The organism is Stenotrophomonas sp. LMG 10879 (assembly GCF_002750935.1).
In the GTDB taxonomy this organism is placed as follows: domain Bacteria; phylum Pseudomonadota; class Gammaproteobacteria; order Xanthomonadales; family Xanthomonadaceae; genus Stenotrophomonas; species Stenotrophomonas lactitubi_B.
This window is the reverse complement of record NZ_PEJT01000009.1, coordinates 70,388-84,767: the sequence shown is the minus strand read 5'-3', so window position 1 is coordinate 84,767 and position 14,380 is coordinate 70,388. Positions and strand designations below refer to the sequence as shown.

Genomic DNA, 14,380 nt, shown 5'->3' with positions numbered 1-14,380 from the left:
GCCCTCATGCGATATCCAGTCTTGATCGAGGCCGGTGATGAACGTACCGCGTGGAGCGTGATCGTTCCGGATCTGCCCGGCTGCTTCTCGGCTGCCGACACGCTCGACGCTGCGTTGACGTCTGCTGAGGAGGCGGCACTGGGATGGATCGATGCCGCGCTGGATGCAGGCCGCCCGATTCCGCGCCCTTCGTCGGCGCAGAAGGTGGTTGCCGAGGCCGATGAAGCAACCGCGTGGATCCTCGCTTACATCTGCATCGATCCTTCCGTGCTGGATGACACCATCGAGCGGGTCAATATCAGCCTGCCGCGCCGCATCCTTGCGCGCCTGGATGCGCAGGCCAAGGCGGCCGGCGAGTCGCGCTCAAGTTACATCGCGCACCTGGCGGCACAGGGCTGACGACGCGGTGGCCGAACAAGCCCGGTCCCATACCCCTCAGCCCATCAATACGTCGCGCACTGCCGCCAGCGCACCGGCTCATCCACGCCGGGGCGGGCGTTGAGCTGCACGCGCACGTTGCGCAGGGCGGGGTAGCGCAGCACTTCCTGGCACACGCGAGGCCACACTGTTTCCAGTTCGCCGGTGCGGTTGATCGCCAGCGTCTGCCGGGTCAGCCAGACACCGCTGGCGATGCCGGATTGCCCCGCCAGGGCGCGGGCCAGTTCGGCCTGGTAGCGGTCCAGCGTGGCAGCGTCGGGGTTGGGATTGCTGCGCGCGTCGTCGGCGTTCTGCAGTGCCGGCGCGGCTGCTGCAGTCGACTGGGCAGGTGCATCCGCAACCTTGTCCGGCGCGGCGGGCGTCGGCAGCGGCTGTGCGGCCGGGGGCGCGACAGGCGCGACGGCGGGTGCGGGAGTCGGATCCGCCTGTTCGGTGCGCAGGCCCTGCAGGCCAAGCCCGACCAGCAGGCCCAGCGTCACTGAAGCCAGCGCAGCGATGGCGATGCGGCGCAGCGCTTCATGGCGGGCGATCGCGCGCACGCGGGTGTCAACATCGGCCGGCAGGTAGGGCTGCAGCAGCGGCCACAGGCGCGGACCATCGATTACTTCCACCGCCTGCTTCTCCGCAGCGCCCAGGCCATCGCGTTCAACCCGGCCTTCGGTGATCAGCATGCCGCCCTTGGCGCCCGCCAGTCGCGCGGCAGCGCCCAGTTCGTTCACCGCAGCGGTGCCGATGCGATAGGCCAGACCGTGCTTGCACGACACCCGCCAGGTGTTCGGGCCGTCGCTGAGCAGGAAATCGCTGCTCGGCTCGCGGCTTTCCTCGCTCGGGTCCTGCAGTTCACGCAGGCCGCGCTGCTCGCGCAGCATGCGCTTGATCAGGGTGGAAAACTCGCGCCAGTGCATGCCAGCCAGGGCCTGCAGGCCCAGTTGCATTTCGGTACGTCGGCGCTTGAACCACCAGAGATAGACGGTGGCCAGGGTGCAGGTAAGCAGGGCCGACAGCAGGGCCAGAATCCAGGGAAGCATGCAGGGCGACGACGGAAGGGGCGAAAACGGAAGCCCACAGTGTAAAGGGCCGACCGGTTGATTGCGTCAGGGTGACCCCGACAGCAAGCGTGATGCAGCCCGCAGATCCGCACGCGCCAGACACGAAAAACCCGCCAACCCTGAAGCCGTGAGGGGAGGGAACAAACGGCAGCCGAAGCGATTGGCCGGTTCTACGCGATTGTCAATGAAAATTTATTGCGTTGCAACAAAGGCGGTTCAGGGCGTGCTGCCCGGTGACTGGTGGCTGCCCGGTGAGGGGGCATCGACGTCGGCGGAGGCGCGGTGTTCCAGCTTGGCCAGGCGCGCGGTCAGCGCGTCGATGCGTGCTTCCAGCGCGGTCACCTGATCGGCGGTCGGCACGTGCAGACGCTTGAGCACGCCCTGCACCTGGTCATCGAACGCCTTGTTGACCTTGTCCCAGGTTCCAGAGGCCTTCTCGCGGGCTTCGTCCAGCGAGTGCTCGACGTTGTCACGCCAGCCCGGTTCCTGCTCGCCGCTACGCTCACGGCGGCGGGCTTCCCAGGCTTCGCCTTCCTTCACCAGGCCATCGAAGAAACGGCCCCCTTCTGCCTGCGCGCGCCCCAGGGCGCCCAGACCAGCCAGCCAGACCTGCTGTGCCGAATCGCTCAGCTTGCGCGAAAAGCGTTCTGCCTGGTCGCCGAAGCCGGCATCGTCGTCGCGGCGGTCGTCATTCTCGTAACGGTTCATCGCATTCCCCGGGGGAGTTGGGCCTACCCCCGAGAGTAGCGCGCGCCGACGTTGCTGGGCCGTGATGGCCGCAGCGCAGGTTCAGCCCAGCTTTTCCTTCAACACACGCTGGATCTCGCTTTCGACCATGCCCTTCATCGCCGACAGCAGGAAGCCCAGCTTGGCCGTCACCCGCACCGCGCCCGGCTGTAGTTCGATCGCACCGTCCACGCCGCTGCCGGAGAAGTTCAACACGTCGGCGGCCCACGACGACTTCAGGCCGAAGCGTTCGCCCAGCTTGGCGGCAACCTGTTCGATCGCCTCGCGCGCCTGGGTGTCGGGCAGGGTATGGGCGTGGCGGACATCGATGGTGGACATGCGGGCTCCTGGCGCAGGGCGGGGATCAGTGAGAGGGCGAGCATTGTGCGCATCGACAGCGCCCACGCCAAGCGCTCATCGCAGGTTCTTCTTCGTGGGCGGCCAACCTGCTAGTCTGCGCCGCGTGCAGAACCTGCTAGTTCACTTCAGTCAACAACAACAGCCCGACCAGCCGCTACGGCCCGGGGTGCAGCGCATCGTGCGCCAGGCAAACGGCAGCGTGCGCCTCGGTGATGCCGGCAACGGCGCGCTGCTGCTCGCGCAGTTCTGCATGGACGATCGCGGCCTATGGCTGCAGGTCGGCAACGGGATCCGCGGCATCCATGTGAATGGTCGCCCGGTACGGCGCATGGCCCTGCTGCGCGCCGGCGACGCGGTATACGTGGACGGCGTGGAAATGGTCCTGCAGGGCGAGGTCGACACCCTGCTGCAGGCACCGGCGCCGGCCTCCAGCATTGAAGGCAACGGTGACGAGCAGCGCCTGCTGCGCGGTGTCGGTGGCCTGCATCACGGCCGCAGCTACCCCCTGTCGCGCACGCGGGTGATCGGTCGTGGCAGCGATGTCGACATCGAGATCGATGAGCCTGCCTTCGCCGAACAGCACGCGCGGGTGGAAGTACACGGCGAGCGGGTATTGCTGCGTGACCTGGGCAGTGCCGATGGCACCCGGGTCAACGGTGTTGCCGTCCGCCACTGCTGGCTGCAGGCTGGCGACCAGGTGGTGTTCGATGGCCAGCACCGGTTCGTGCTGGAAGTGCCGCACGACCCGCGCCGCCGCCCGCCGCTGGCCGATGACGAAGGCAGCGACGAAGCCGAACAGGCGCCCGTGGTGCCTGCGGCCCCGCGTCGGGTGCGCCGCTGGCCGTGGCTGCTGGGCAGTGCGTTGCTGCTGGCGGCGGTGCTCAGCCTGCTGCTCTGGTTCGGCGCGCGCTGAACCGCATCCGCGGGGCATGGCCCGGCGCTACCGGCCTTCGCTCTGGTAGATGCCAACCTTGGTTGGCACGTTCCCTCCGCACCCATGACGCCTGCCGGCGTACGCCAACCAAGGTTGGCGGCTACCAAGACCATGCACGGCCCCGCACCGCGCGCGGCCAATGGATACGGATGCAACCAAATTTCCCTTGCGCCACAAGGCCGCAAGGCTGGTGCAGTGCGGCATACTAGGGGTCTTGCCCCACAGGTGTGCCATGACGCGCGCGTTCAACTTCAGTGCCGGCCCTGCAACGTTGCCGGAATCGGTCCTGCGCCAGGCGCAGGCGGAAATGCTGGACTGGCACGGTAGCGGTGCCTCCATCGTGGAAATGAGCCATCGCGGACCGGAATTCATGTCCGTGGCGGCCGAGGCCGAGGCCGACCTGCGTCGCCTGCTCGACATCCCCGAGGACTATGCGGTGCTGTTCCTGCCCGGTGGCGCCACCACCCAGCAGGCCTTGATCCCGCTCAACTTCGCCAGCCCCGGCCAGCGTGCCGACTACGTGGTCACCGGCCACTGGGGCAAGACCGCAGTCAAGCAGGCCAGCCCCTACGTGGACGTCAACATCGCCGCCAGCAGCGAGGCCGAAGGCTATCGCCAGCTGCCCGAGCGCGCCGGCTGGCAGCTGTCGCCCGATGCTGCCTACGTGCACATCACCGCCAATGAGACCATCCACGGTGTCGAGTTCCGTGATGTGCCCGAGACCGGCAACGTGCCGCTGGTGGCCGATTTCAGCTCGTCCATCGCCAGCGAGCCGCTGGATGTACGCCGCTACGGCGTCATCTATGCGGGTGCGCAGAAGAACCTTGGCCCCGTCGGCATCGCGGTGACGATCATCCGACGCGACCTGCTGGAGCGCAGTGGCCAGCCGCGTGCGGACATCTTCGATTACCGCTCGCACGTCGCCCGCGATTCCATGCTCAACACGCCGCCGACCTGGAACTGGTACCTGGCCGGCCTGGTGTTCAAGTGGATGCTCGCCGAAGGCGGCGTGGTCGAGTTCGCCAAGCGCAACGCCGCCAAGGCCGCGCTGGTGTACGGCGCCATCGATGCCTCCGGCGGTTTCTATCGCAACGAGGTCGCGCATTCGGCGCGCTCGCGGATGAACATCCCGTTCTTCCTGCCCAACACCGATCTCGATGCACGCTTCGTCGCCGAAGCCAAGGCCGCCGGCCTGCTGGCGTTGAAGGGTCACAAGGTGGTCGGTGGCATCCGTGCTTCGCTCTACAACGCCATGCCGCTGGCCGGGGCCGAGGCGCTGGTCGCCTTCATGGCTGATTTCCAGCAGCGTCACGGCTGAGCAATGAACGGCGCGCATCGTCGGGTGCGCGCCCCGCAACAAGGAATTCCGATGGCAAGCAAACCCAGCAAGAAGGCGTCGAAGAAGGCAGATCCGGCCAAGGACAGCGCCACCTCCAAGCCCAAGGGCAAGTCGAAGGCAACCGCAGTGCCCACACTGGCGCCACTGGCGCTGGCCGATGTGCGTTCGAAGATCGACCAGATCGACCGTGACATCCAGAGCCTGATCGCCGAGCGCGCACAGTTCGCCCACCAGGTCGGCAAGGCCAAGGGCAAGCTCGCCGCCGCCGTCGATTACTACCGCCCCGAGCGCGAAGCGCAGGTGCTGCGCATGGTGGTGGACCGCAACGAAGGCCCGCTCAGCGATGAACTGCTGGTGCACGTCTACCGCGAAATCATGTCGGCCTGCCTGGCCCAACAGGAGCCGTTGAAGATCGGTTACCTCGGCCCGGAAGGTACCTTCAGCCAGCAGGCCGTGCTCAAGCACTTCGGCCGTTCGGCGCTGGGCCTGCCGATGGCCAGCATCGAAGAAGTGTTCCAGGAAGTGGAAGCGGGCAACGCCGATTTCGGCGTGGTGCCGGTGGAGAACTCGGGGCAGGGCACCATCCAGATCACCCTGGACATGTTCCTCACCTCCAACCTGAAGATCTGCGGCGAAGTGGAACTGCGCGTGCAGCAGTACCTGATGTCGCGCAGCGGCCGCATCGAAGACATCGAACGCGTCTACGGCCATCCGCAGTCGTTCATGCAGACCTCGGCATGGATGCGCGCCAACCTGCCCAAGGCCGAGAAGATCCCGGTGGCCAGCAACGCCGAAGGCGCGCGCCGTGCGCGCAATACCGACGACGCTGCAGCCATTGGCGGCGAGAGCGCCGGCCACGTGTACGGCCTGAAGAAGGTCGTCACCAAGCCGATCCAGAACGATGCCGACAACACCACCCGTTTCCTGGTGGTGGGCCGCAACATCTTCCCGACCTCCGGCCACGACCGTACCTCGGTGCTGGTGTTCATCCATGACAAGCCTGGCGCGCTGTTCGATGTGCTCAGCCCGTTCGCGCGCCATGGCATCAGCATGAACCGCATCGAGTCGCGTCCCTCGCACCACGGCAAGTGGGAATACGGCTTCTTCATCGACCTGGCCGGCCACATCGACGACGCACCGATGCAGGCCGCACTGGCCGAACTGGAAGCGCACTCGGCGCAGATCAAGGTGCTTGGCTCCTATCCGGTGGCCGTGCCCTGATCCCTGCTGCGGCGGCTGCGGCCGCCGCCCCTGATGCACCGCCGGCGACCCGGCGTTTACGGAACCATTCAACGATGAGCAACGCGCAGCACTGGATCGCCCGCAAGGGCCAGCCCCTGCAGGGCAGCCTGACCATTCCCGGCGACAAGTCGGTCTCGCACCGCTCGGTGATGTTCGCCGCGCTGGCCGATGGCACCTCGCATATCGAAGGCTTCCTGGAAGGCGAAGACACCCGCGCCACCGCGCGCATCTTCAGCCAGCTGGGCGTGCGCATCGAAACTCCGAGTGCGTCGCAGCGGATCGTGCACGGCGTCGGCATCGATGGCCTGCAGGCACCCAGCGCGCCGCTGGACTGCGGCAATGCCGGCACCGGCATGCGTCTGCTCGCCGGCCTGCTGGCCGGTCAGGCATTCGACTGCACGCTGGTCGGCGACGAATCGCTGTCCGGCCGTCCGATGCGCCGCGTCACCGGTCCGCTGTCGCAGATGGGCGCGAAGATCGACACCGAGGCGGACGGCACGCCGCCGCTGCACGTGCATGGCGGGCAGACGCTGCACGGCATCGACTTTGCCTCGCCGGTGGCCAGCGCGCAGATCAAGTCCGCCGTGCTGCTGGCGGGCCTGTACGCGCATGGCGAGACCAGCGTGACCGAACCGCACCCGACCCGCGACTACACCGAGCGCATGTTGTCCGCGTTCGGCGTGGACATCGCGTTCTCGCCGGGCAAGGCGCGCCTGCGTGGCGGCCAGCGCCTGCGCGCGACCGACATCGTGGTGCCGGCCGACTTCTCCTCGGCTGCGTTTTTCCTGGTCGCGGCCAGCATCGTTCCCGGTTCCGAACTGCGCCTGAAGCAGGTCGGCCTCAATCCGCGCCGTACCGGCCTGCTGCACGCGCTGCGCCTGATGGGTGCGGACATCACCGAAGAGAACCCGGCAGAGCAGGGCGGCGAGCCGGTGGCCGATCTGGTGGTGCGCTACGCGCCGCTGAAGGGCGCGCGCATTCCGGAGGAACTGGTGCCGGACATGATCGACGAGTTCCCGGCATTGTTCGTGGCTGCTGCTGCCGCTGAAGGGCAGACCGTGGTGACCGGCGCCGCCGAACTGCGGGTGAAGGAGTCCGATCGTCTGGCGGCGATGGCGACCGGCCTGCGCGCGCTGGGCATGCAGGTGGACGAGACCGAGGATGGCGCCACCCTGCACGGCGGCGTAGTGCTGGGCAGCGGCACCATTGAAAGCCACGGCGATCATCGGATCGCCATGGCCTTCGCCATTGCCGGCCAGATCAGCCATGGCGAAGTGCGCATCAACGACATCGCCAACGTCGCGACGTCCTTCCCGGACTTCGACGGCCTGGCCCGCAGCGCCGGCTTCAACCTGGCCTGATCGGCACCGCATCCGCCGGGCGTGGTTTGGCGGATCACATGGCCTGATAGGTGCCAACCTTGGTTGGCACGCTTCTGCGCACAAAAAAACGGAGGCCGAAGCCTCCGTTTTCATTTCAGATGCTACCGACGATCAACGCTCGGTACGGAAATCCACCGGTACGCGCACCACGCTGGCCACGGCATGGCCCTGCTGCACGGCCGGCTCGAACTTCCAAGCCTGCACGGTGTTCAACACGGCGCGGTCCAGGTCGCGGCTGCGTTCACCGCTGCGCGACACGATCGCTGCTTCGGTCACGTTGCCGCGCGTATCCACGTTCAAGCTGGCAACCACGCTGCCCTGCACGCCACTGCGCAGTGCAGCGGCCGGATAGCTGGGCTTGCTGTTGCTGGCCAGCGGACGCGCCTCACGGTTGCGTACGGCCGCAGCCGCCTTGCGCTCGCTCTGCGCGGGCGCGGCGTGGCGCGTCGCGGGGGCAGGCGTGGTGGCGACCGGCGTTTCGGTGGCCGGCAGCATGCGCTCGCTTACCGGCGCTGGCGCAACCTCGTCATGGTTGGCGAAGCGCAGCCAGACCAGCGCGGCGGCGAACATCGCCACGATCAGGGCCAGCCACAGCCAAGGAGAGGCCGAGCGGGGCGCAAGCGCGCCATCCTGCTGCAGCTGCGGGGAATGAAGGTTTTCGTGGGTGGTGGCAGTCATCGCAAACTCCTCGCGTCAGTAACGACGCCCAGAGTTTTGCCCGAGGGGGCGTCGCAGCGTGTCAGCATTGCGTCAACGCAACCTGCAAGGTTCAGCTTTTCTGCGGGGAAGCGTTCATTTACTGCGGCTTGAAGTCGAACGGCACTTCAATGCTGCCCGGCACCGGCTGGCCATTGCTCACTGCCGGGCTGAAGCGCCAGCGACGCACCGCGTCCGTTGCCGCACGGTCCAGTTCGCGCGAACCGCTGCGCTGGATCAACGTCACGTTGTTCGGGTATCCGGTGGCGTCCACCTCCACCCGCACCACCACGCTGCCCGCTTCACCGCGTCGCAGGGCGGCGGCCGGGTAGGCCGGCGGCGGCGACTGGCCGGCAATCGGCATCGGCTGCGCATTGGCGGTTGCCGGCGCCGCAGTGCCCGGCGCGGCCGGGGCTGGCTCAACCGTGGCCGGCGGCGGGGGCGGGGCGGTTTCCACCAGCTTCGGCGCATCTTCTTCGTCCGGCACCGGGACCGGCCTGGCGTCGGGCATGTCGCTGGAACCCGCCGCCGCGGCCAGTGGCTCGGGCAGCGGTTCCACCTGCGCGGTTTCCTGCGGCGTCTGTGCGGCCGGGTCGGCGCGGAAGAATTCCTTGTCGCGACCGGTCAGCCAGACCAGCACGAACAGCAGGATGCCCACGCCGAAGGCGATGCCGGCGATCTTCAGGGCGTTGCGCGGGATATGCACGGTGAACGACTTGGCAGGCGACGGACGGGGAGCAGACATGGACCAGACCAGTACGGAATGCCTCGATTCTGCCACGGCCGGAATGAACCGGGCGGCAGAATTCCGTATAACAGGCGATAATCCCGTTCCTGTTACCCACCACGACGCCCGCCATGCTTGATCCAGCCCTGCTCCGCCACCAGCCCGCCGACCTCGCCGAACGCCTGCGCACCAGCCGCGGCTTCGAGCTCGACGTGTCTGCCCTGGAGTCACTGGAGGCGGATCGCAAGCGCATCCAGGTGCGTACCCAGGAGCTGCAGAGCCTGCGCAACAGCCGCTCCAAGGCCATCGGCCAGGCCAAGGCCAAGGGCGAGGACGTTTCGGCCATCATGGCCGAGGTGGCCGCCTTCGCCGATGAGCTGAAGGCCTCGGAAGTGGCCCTGGACGAGCTGCGCGAGAAGATCGACACGATCTCGATGGGCATCCCGAACATCCCCGCCGATGACGTGCCGGCCGGCGCGGACGAGAGCGAGAACGTCGAGCAGTCGCGCTGGGGTACCCCGCGCCAGTTCGATTTCAAGGTGCTCGACCACGTTGAACTGGGCGCGCGCAACAAGTGGCTGGACGGCGAGACCGCGGCCAAGCTGTCCGGCTCGCGCTTCACCGTGCTGCGTGGCCCGATCGCGCGCCTGCACCGTGCCCTGGCCCAGTTCATGCTCGACCTGCACAGCGGCGAGCACGCGTACCAGGAAACCAACGTGCCGGTGATCGTCAACGCCGACAGCCTGTACGGCACCGGCCAGCTGCCCAAGTTCGAAGAGGACATGTTCATCACCCAGCTGGGTGAGCAGAAGCGTTATCTGATCTCGACCTCGGAAATCTCGCTGACCAACATCGCCCGCGACGAGATCCTCGACGCGGAGCGCCTGCCGCTGCGCATGACCGCCCACTCGCTGTGCTTCCGTTCCGAAGCCGGCAGCGGCGGCCGCGACGTGCGCGGCATGATCCGCCAGCACCAGTTCGAGAAGGTCGAGCTGGTCTCGATCTGCCGCCCGGAAGACAGCGACGCCGAGCACCAGCGCATGACCCGCTGCGCCGAAGTGGTGCTGGAAAAGCTGGGCCTGCCGTACCGCAAGGTGCTGCTGTGCACCGGCGACATGGGCTTCTCGGCCATCAAGACCTACGACCTGGAAGTCTGGCTGCCGTCGCAGGAGACCTACCGCGAGATTTCCTCGTGCTCGAACTGTGGCGACTTCCAGGCCCGCCGCATGCAGGCCCGCTGGCGCAACCCGGCCACCGGCAAGCCGGAGCTGGCACATACGCTGAATGGCTCGGGTGTGGCCGTGGGCCGCGCGATGATCGCGGTGATGGAGAACTATCAGAACGCCGACGGCAGCATCACCGTGCCGGAAGCGCTGCGCCCGTACATGGGCGGTATCGACACCATCGGTTGATCAACCGGTAGCGCCGGGCCATGCCCGGCGGCGTTCTGATGGGGGCCGGCCATGTCGGCACCTCATCCACGCATGGCGTGGATCTACTGAGGCGGTGCGACATCCACGCATGGCGTGGATCTACTGAGGCGGTGCGACATCCACGCATGGCGTGGATCAACTGGGCGGTGCTGCATCCATGCGCTGGGGGCCCGAGGCTTTGCAGTAGATCCACGCCATGCGTGGATAGCGCAATCCATCAACCCACTACGCGCAGCTTCTCCAGCGGCACCCAGCCCGCCTCCCCACTCTCCGGCACACACCACGCCCACCCATTGAGCGTGCGCACACCCCGCAACGGTTGCCCCGGGTCCACATCCAGCTCCCGCGCGCAGTAGTCCTCCGTGGCAAACGCGCCGCCCTGCGCATCACGACCGATCACCGGCGCCGGAACGAACCCGGGCTGCTGCCCCTCGGCCTCGCACAGAAACCAGTCTTCCCAGCCCTCGGGCCCTTCATAACGCTCACCCACCACCAGCGCCTGCCCACGGTGCAGGGTGATGGGGTGCGGAAACTCGCTGCGATGCGCAGCCGTCACGATGTAGTTCATCGCGCCATGGTGGCAAAAAAAGACGGCCCCGCAAGAGCAGGGCCGCCAGGGTAGGGTGGGCCGGGATGGGGGAGGGAATCCCGGCCCGCGTTCAGCGCCCAGACGAGGGAGAGAGGCGCCGAACGCTGGAACGCATTACGCCGCCGCCACTTCCGCCGCCTCGTGCGACGGCAGCGATGCCAGCGCACCGGCAATCGCGTCTTCGCGGTGCTGCGGCGAATAGGCAATGCCCTCGGCACGCACGAACTCGATGTCGTTGATGCCCCAGAAGGCGAACGTCTGGCGCAGGAAGGGCTCCTGGAAGTCGGCCGGCGAATCGGTGTAGATGCCGCCACGGCTGCTGACCACGATCACCCGCTTGCCACCGGCCAGGCCCACCGGGCCGTTCTCGGTGTACTTGAAGGTGCGCCCGGCCACCGCCACGCGGTCGATCCAGGCTTTCAGGGTGGAGGGCACGCTGAAGTTGTACATCGGCGCGCCGATCACCACGATGTCGGCAGCCAGGAACTGCTCGAGCACCTGTTCAGCATCGGCGGCCTCGGCCGGATCGGTCTTGGCCAGCGAACCGCTGCGCAGATGCGGTACCGGATTGGCGTCAAGATCGCGATAATCAACCTGCAGGCCGTCGATCTGTTGCTTGAACTGGGCCACCACGGCGGCGGTCAGGTGGCGGGAGACGGAGTTGTCGCCAAGCACGCTGGCGTCGATGTGCAGAAGCTTCATGGCAGTACCTATGTTCGGGAGAGGTGGCGGGCTTGCCGCCGACGGAGAGAACAATAGGTTGTTGCAAGAGCGGGATAAAGGTGGTTGAATGCCACGTATTGTTCTACTAATGGAACTCGGGTATGCATGACCTGAATGATCTGTACTACTTCGCGATGGTGGTCGACCACGGCGGTTTCGCCGCCGCTGAGCGCGCACTGGGCATCCCCAAGTCGCGCCTGAGCCGCCGTATCAGCCAGCTGGAAACCGACCTGGGCGTGCGCCTGCTGCAGCGCTCCACGCGCCGCTTTGCCGTCACCGACGTCGGTACCAGCGTGCACCGCCACGCCCAGACCATGCTGGCCGAGGCGCAGGCCGCGCGCGAGGTGGTGGACCGCCTCAGCGCCGAGCCACGTGGCCTGGTGCGCGCCAGCGTGCCGGTATCGCTGGCGCAGATGCAGCTGCCCAAGCTGCTGCCCAAGTTCCTCGAGCAGTACCCGAAGGTGCGGCTGCAGCTGAACATCAGCAACCGCCGCGTGGACATCATCAATGAAGGTTACGACGTGGCCCTGCGGGTGCGTTCGCGCCTGGACGACGACGGCAGCCTGGTGATGCGCAGCTTCGGCCAGGTGCAGGAACTGCTGGTGGCCAGCCCGAGGTACCTGGACCGCGCCGGTCGCCCGAAGGACCCGGAAGAGCTGGCCAACCACGTCACCCTGAGCATCAGTGAAGACGAAGCGCGCCAGCGCTGGGAACTGCACGGACCGGAAGGCGCGGTGCGCCGGGTGGACCTGCAGCCGCGCGTGGCCGGTTTCGACTTCCCGCTGCTGCAGAGCATGGTGAAGGACGGTTTCGGCATCACCATGCTGCCGGAAACGGTCTGCGCCGATGCCGTGCGCAATGGCGAGCTGGAAGTGGTGCTGCCGGACTGGTCGCTGCCGCAGGGTGTGTGCCACGCCGTGTTCGCCTCGCGCCGCGGCCTGCTGCCGGCGGTGCGGGTGTTCATCGACTTCCTGGCCGAGCACCTGCCGCCGCAGCTGGAGGCCTCGCGCCTGGATTGCGGTGGCGCCTGCGAGAAAGCCAAGGAGCGGATCAAGGCCAGTGCGCTGGGTGCGTTGGCGGTGGACGCGGGCTGAAGAACAAGCCCGACGGAACGACGGTCTTGGGCAAATCGCTCGGCCGTGCGAGAATGCGTGCCCGGCCAGCAGGCTGGGCCGATACGGAGAGATGGCCGAGCGGTTTAAGGCACCGGTCTTGAAAACCGGCGAAGGGTCAAACCTTCCGTGGGTTCGAATCCCACTCTCTCCGCCAGTCTTTGCAAAAAGCTCCTAGAAATAGGGGCTTTTTCGTTTCTACAGCCCTCGCTACCCGCCCGCTTACCCATCCACCTGCAGAGGTCGATTCTGCGCGATCTGCTGCCGAACCCAGCCTTGCACCTCGGATTGTATCCAGAGTGCGCGGCGACCGATGCGGATAGAGCGAGGGAAGCGACCGGCCTTGATCTCTCCGTAGATGAAGGTGGTCCCCATGCCGGTCATCTGGCGCACGCGATCGAGCGATAGCAGTTCTTCCAGTCTTTCAGCCGCGCCCATGATGACCTCCGATGCGGCGGGCCTTTGGCGTGCGTTCGGTCAGGCCAAGCTGGAACTGCAGTACGTTGTCGATCGGCATATCAACCGATGCGGGACGCGCGCTGCGCGCCGGGCGATTCAGTCTGCGCCATGCTGCGATGGCCTTGTCGGGATCGGCATGCTTGCTGGTCGACCTGCAGGCGCACTCGACCAGGTGGCCACCGCCGGCGGAGGCGCAGCGCTTGTCGTGGATGTGGCGCGCGCGGTGGCCGGCGGCACAGTTCGGCAACCCTTCCGGGTGGCTGATATGTTCCTGGGTCATGGCTTGTTGCACTCCTCGATGTGGGCTTCGAGCTGTTCGATCAGGAAGGCGGCTTCGGTGGCCCTGCGGCGGCGCTCGTGCGTGCTGACCGGCATGGGGCCGGCGTCCCGGATCCACTTCAGCGGTTCAAGGAACCAGGCCGGTTCGACGGGCAGCCGGGTGCGTGGGTCGACTTTCTTGTCCGGCGGGAAGCAATCCGGCCCGGCCCAGTCCTGGCTTTCCCCGCAGCGCACACAGACGTTGCGCTGGAAGTCGTGGACCTTTTCGGGTTGGACCACTCGCGGGGTCTCGAATAGGGCGCGCACGACCCAACCCCGTTTGGCGGCGTGGTAGAGATGCTCAGAAGTGGCGCTCACCCAGCAGCCTGGACCCGAGTCGCTTTTGTTTCGGTACTCCCAGTGCACAGGCGGCTGGGAATACAGCTCCTTCAGCAGGGCGTCGCCCCATTCGCGGACTTGGTCGGCGGAGACGAGCACGCCGGTGGCGCCCATTTTGCGCATGGTGGTGAGGACCGCGGCGACGGGCGAGGAAGCAAAGGCGACGACAGATGCGGGGGGGGGCAGGAAAGGATTCTCTTTGTTCATCTTTTAGTTGCGACTTAGTTGTCTGCGCCGTCATTTCCGCGCTAAGTTCCGGTCAATCCTCACTACCCTCCGGATACCGCTATGCCCTCTGAAAAGCTCCGCCACCGCGAAGCGGCACTTTTTGCTGCGAATCGGCGTTTCTACGCATCGCTGTCTACCGCAGACACCGGTGCCGTCCACGTCGGCGAGATCCGCATGGAAAGCGGCGAAGTCTTGCCTGGGCATCGCGTGGGATACCTCAGCGAAGAACAGGCCATGCAAGCTGCACGTGAATCGGTCCAGGAATGGGTGAGTTCCAACGCCTAGG

Annotated in this window: 18 protein-coding genes and 1 tRNA gene; 9 read left to right on the top strand and 10 right to left on the bottom strand. The window is 66.8% G+C overall.

Features of this window, described 5'->3' with window-relative positions; all coding sequences use genetic code 11:
• Window positions 1-6: 6 nt before the first annotated feature.
• Window positions 7-399, top strand: a complete 393-nt coding sequence (locus CR919_RS15180; RefSeq protein WP_099820724.1) for a type II toxin-antitoxin system HicB family antitoxin — start codon at window positions 7-9, stop codon at window positions 397-399.
• 44 nt (window positions 400-443) lie between these two features.
• On the opposite strand, the gene CR919_RS15175 is transcribed toward CR919_RS15180, so the two are convergent.
• From CR919_RS15175 to CR919_RS15165, 3 genes are all read right to left on the bottom strand, one after another.
• The gene (locus CR919_RS15175) at window positions 444-1,466 is read right to left on the bottom strand and encodes a restriction endonuclease (protein ID WP_099820723.1); all 1,023 of its coding nucleotides are present in this window, start codon (window positions 1,464-1,466) and stop codon (window positions 444-446) included.
• 237 nt (window positions 1,467-1,703) lie between these two features.
• A complete protein-coding gene (locus CR919_RS15170) occupies window positions 1,704-2,195 on the bottom strand; it encodes a phasin family protein (protein WP_099820722.1) in 492 nt (163 codons plus the stop codon).
• Window positions 2,196-2,276: 81 nt separating this feature from the next.
• Window positions 2,277-2,552 carry a polyhydroxyalkanoic acid system family protein gene (locus CR919_RS15165; RefSeq protein ID WP_025876985.1) on the bottom strand — a complete coding sequence of 92 codons (276 nt, stop codon included), beginning with the start codon at window positions 2,550-2,552 and terminating at the stop codon, window positions 2,277-2,279.
• Between the two features lie 124 nt (window positions 2,553-2,676).
• Here CR919_RS15165 and CR919_RS15160 point away from each other — a divergent pair, with 124 nt between their 5' ends.
• The 4 genes from CR919_RS15160 to aroA all read left to right on the top strand — a co-directional run bounded on the left by CR919_RS15160 (window position 2,677) and on the right by aroA (window position 7,449).
• A complete protein-coding gene (locus CR919_RS15160) occupies window positions 2,677-3,486 on the top strand; it encodes an FHA domain-containing protein (protein ID WP_099820721.1) in 810 nt (269 codons plus the stop codon).
• Between the two features lie 253 nt (window positions 3,487-3,739).
• Window positions 3,740-4,825: a 3-phosphoserine/phosphohydroxythreonine transaminase gene (serC, locus tag CR919_RS15155; RefSeq protein WP_099820720.1), complete on the top strand. Its 1,086-nt coding sequence runs from the start codon at window positions 3,740-3,742 to the stop codon at window positions 4,823-4,825.
• Between the two features lie 51 nt (window positions 4,826-4,876).
• Complete coding sequence (gene pheA / locus CR919_RS15150; RefSeq protein WP_099820719.1) at window positions 4,877-6,067, top strand: prephenate dehydratase; 1,191 nt, start codon at window positions 4,877-4,879, stop codon at window positions 6,065-6,067.
• A 74-nt stretch (window positions 6,068-6,141) separates the two neighbouring features.
• Window positions 6,142-7,449, top strand: coding sequence for a 3-phosphoshikimate 1-carboxyvinyltransferase (aroA, locus tag CR919_RS15145; protein ID WP_099820718.1), 1,308 nt, complete (start codon window positions 6,142-6,144; stop codon window positions 7,447-7,449).
• A gap of 132 nt (window positions 7,450-7,581) precedes the next feature.
• Here the strand turns inward: aroA and CR919_RS15140 are convergent, their stop codons facing one another.
• Together CR919_RS15140 and CR919_RS15135 are read right to left on the bottom strand one after the other, a co-directional pair.
• Entirely contained in the window at window positions 7,582-8,148 is a 567-nt protein-coding gene (locus tag CR919_RS15140; protein ID WP_099820717.1) for an energy transducer TonB, read from the bottom strand.
• Between the two features lie 118 nt (window positions 8,149-8,266).
• The gene (locus CR919_RS15135) at window positions 8,267-8,911 is read right to left on the bottom strand and encodes an energy transducer TonB (protein WP_099820716.1); all 645 of its coding nucleotides are present in this window, start codon (window positions 8,909-8,911) and stop codon (window positions 8,267-8,269) included.
• Window positions 8,912-9,024: 113 nt separating this feature from the next.
• On the opposite strand from CR919_RS15135, the gene serS reads away from it, so the two are divergent.
• On the top strand, window positions 9,025-10,305 hold the full coding sequence (gene serS / locus CR919_RS15130; protein WP_099820715.1) for a serine--tRNA ligase: 1,281 nt from the start codon (window positions 9,025-9,027) through the stop codon (window positions 10,303-10,305).
• Window positions 10,306-10,543: 238 nt separating this feature from the next.
• Here serS and CR919_RS15125 read toward each other — a convergent pair whose 3' ends face one another.
• Window positions 10,544-10,894, bottom strand: a complete 351-nt coding sequence (locus tag CR919_RS15125) for a ligand-binding protein SH3 (protein WP_099820714.1) — start codon at window positions 10,892-10,894, stop codon at window positions 10,544-10,546.
• Window positions 10,895-11,029: 135 nt separating this feature from the next.
• Window positions 11,030-11,617, bottom strand: a complete 588-nt coding sequence (locus CR919_RS15120) for an NAD(P)H-dependent oxidoreductase (RefSeq protein WP_099820713.1) — start codon at window positions 11,615-11,617, stop codon at window positions 11,030-11,032.
• A gap of 122 nt (window positions 11,618-11,739) precedes the next feature.
• Between CR919_RS15120 and CR919_RS15115 the strand changes: the two genes are divergently transcribed.
• Both CR919_RS15115 and CR919_RS15110 read left to right on the top strand, forming a co-directional pair.
• Window positions 11,740-12,732 carry a LysR family transcriptional regulator gene (locus CR919_RS15115; protein WP_099820712.1) on the top strand — a complete coding sequence of 331 codons (993 nt, stop codon included), beginning with the start codon at window positions 11,740-11,742 and terminating at the stop codon, window positions 12,730-12,732.
• Window positions 12,733-12,817: 85 nt separating this feature from the next.
• Window positions 12,818-12,907, top strand: a tRNA-Ser gene (locus tag CR919_RS15110).
• A 65-nt stretch (window positions 12,908-12,972) separates the two neighbouring features.
• On the opposite strand, the gene CR919_RS15105 is transcribed toward CR919_RS15110, so the two are convergent.
• From CR919_RS15105 to CR919_RS15095, 3 genes are read right to left on the bottom strand one after another with little or no spacing between them, the layout of a single operon-like run.
• Window positions 12,973-13,188 (bottom strand): AlpA family phage regulatory protein, encoded by a 216-nt coding sequence (locus CR919_RS15105; protein WP_010480570.1) that lies wholly within the window; start codon window positions 13,186-13,188, stop codon window positions 12,973-12,975.
• Complete coding sequence (locus CR919_RS15100; RefSeq protein WP_010480572.1) at window positions 13,175-13,489, bottom strand: hypothetical protein; 315 nt, start codon at window positions 13,487-13,489, stop codon at window positions 13,175-13,177. The genes CR919_RS15105 and CR919_RS15100 overlap by 14 nt, the downstream gene beginning before the upstream one ends.
• The gene (locus tag CR919_RS15095) at window positions 13,486-14,073 is read right to left on the bottom strand and encodes a hypothetical protein (RefSeq protein ID WP_099820711.1); all 588 of its coding nucleotides are present in this window, start codon (window positions 14,071-14,073) and stop codon (window positions 13,486-13,488) included. Before CR919_RS15095 ends, CR919_RS15100 begins: the two co-directional genes overlap by 4 nt.
• An 81-nt stretch (window positions 14,074-14,154) precedes the next feature.
• Here CR919_RS15095 and CR919_RS15090 point away from each other — a divergent pair, with 81 nt between their 5' ends.
• Window positions 14,155-14,379: a hypothetical protein gene (locus CR919_RS15090; protein WP_099820710.1), complete on the top strand. Its 225-nt coding sequence runs from the start codon at window positions 14,155-14,157 to the stop codon at window positions 14,377-14,379.
• The last annotated feature ends 1 nt before the right edge of the window (window position 14,380 follow it).

What these genes read in the sequence shown, in the direction of transcription:
- CR919_RS15100 (WP_010480572.1), bottom strand. Translation starts at nt 13,489, where the DNA reads ATGACCCAGGAACATATCAGCCACCCGGAAGGGTTGCCGAACTGTGCC.
- CR919_RS15180 (WP_099820724.1), top strand. Translation starts at nt 7, where the DNA reads ATGCGATATCCAGTCTTGATCGAGGCCGGTGATGAACGTACCGCGTGG.
- CR919_RS15125 (WP_099820714.1), bottom strand. Translation starts at nt 10,894, where the DNA reads ATGAACTACATCGTGACGGCTGCGCATCGCAGCGAGTTTCCGCACCCC.
- CR919_RS15175 (WP_099820723.1), bottom strand. Translation starts at nt 1,466, where the DNA reads ATGCTTCCCTGGATTCTGGCCCTGCTGTCGGCCCTGCTTACCTGCACC.
- CR919_RS15090 (WP_099820710.1), top strand. Translation starts at nt 14,155, where the DNA reads ATGCCCTCTGAAAAGCTCCGCCACCGCGAAGCGGCACTTTTTGCTGCG.
- CR919_RS15170 (WP_099820722.1), bottom strand. Translation starts at nt 2,195, where the DNA reads ATGAACCGTTACGAGAATGACGACCGCCGCGACGACGATGCCGGCTTC.
- CR919_RS15095 (WP_099820711.1), bottom strand. Translation starts at nt 14,073, where the DNA reads ATGAACAAAGAGAATCCTTTCCTGCCCCCCCCCGCATCTGTCGTCGCC.
- serS (WP_099820715.1), top strand. Translation starts at nt 9,025, where the DNA reads ATGCTTGATCCAGCCCTGCTCCGCCACCAGCCCGCCGACCTCGCCGAA.
- CR919_RS15135 (WP_099820716.1), bottom strand. Translation starts at nt 8,911, where the DNA reads ATGTCTGCTCCCCGTCCGTCGCCTGCCAAGTCGTTCACCGTGCATATC.
- aroA (WP_099820718.1), top strand. Translation starts at nt 6,142, where the DNA reads ATGAGCAACGCGCAGCACTGGATCGCCCGCAAGGGCCAGCCCCTGCAG.
- CR919_RS15115 (WP_099820712.1), top strand. Translation starts at nt 11,740, where the DNA reads ATGCATGACCTGAATGATCTGTACTACTTCGCGATGGTGGTCGACCAC.
- CR919_RS15140 (WP_099820717.1), bottom strand. Translation starts at nt 8,148, where the DNA reads ATGACTGCCACCACCCACGAAAACCTTCATTCCCCGCAGCTGCAGCAG.
- CR919_RS15105 (WP_010480570.1), bottom strand. Translation starts at nt 13,188, where the DNA reads ATGGGCGCGGCTGAAAGACTGGAAGAACTGCTATCGCTCGATCGCGTG.
- serC (WP_099820720.1), top strand. Translation starts at nt 3,740, where the DNA reads ATGACGCGCGCGTTCAACTTCAGTGCCGGCCCTGCAACGTTGCCGGAA.
- CR919_RS15165 (WP_025876985.1), bottom strand. Translation starts at nt 2,552, where the DNA reads ATGTCCACCATCGATGTCCGCCACGCCCATACCCTGCCCGACACCCAG.
- pheA (WP_099820719.1), top strand. Translation starts at nt 4,877, where the DNA reads ATGGCAAGCAAACCCAGCAAGAAGGCGTCGAAGAAGGCAGATCCGGCC.
- CR919_RS15120 (WP_099820713.1), bottom strand. Translation starts at nt 11,617, where the DNA reads ATGAAGCTTCTGCACATCGACGCCAGCGTGCTTGGCGACAACTCCGTC.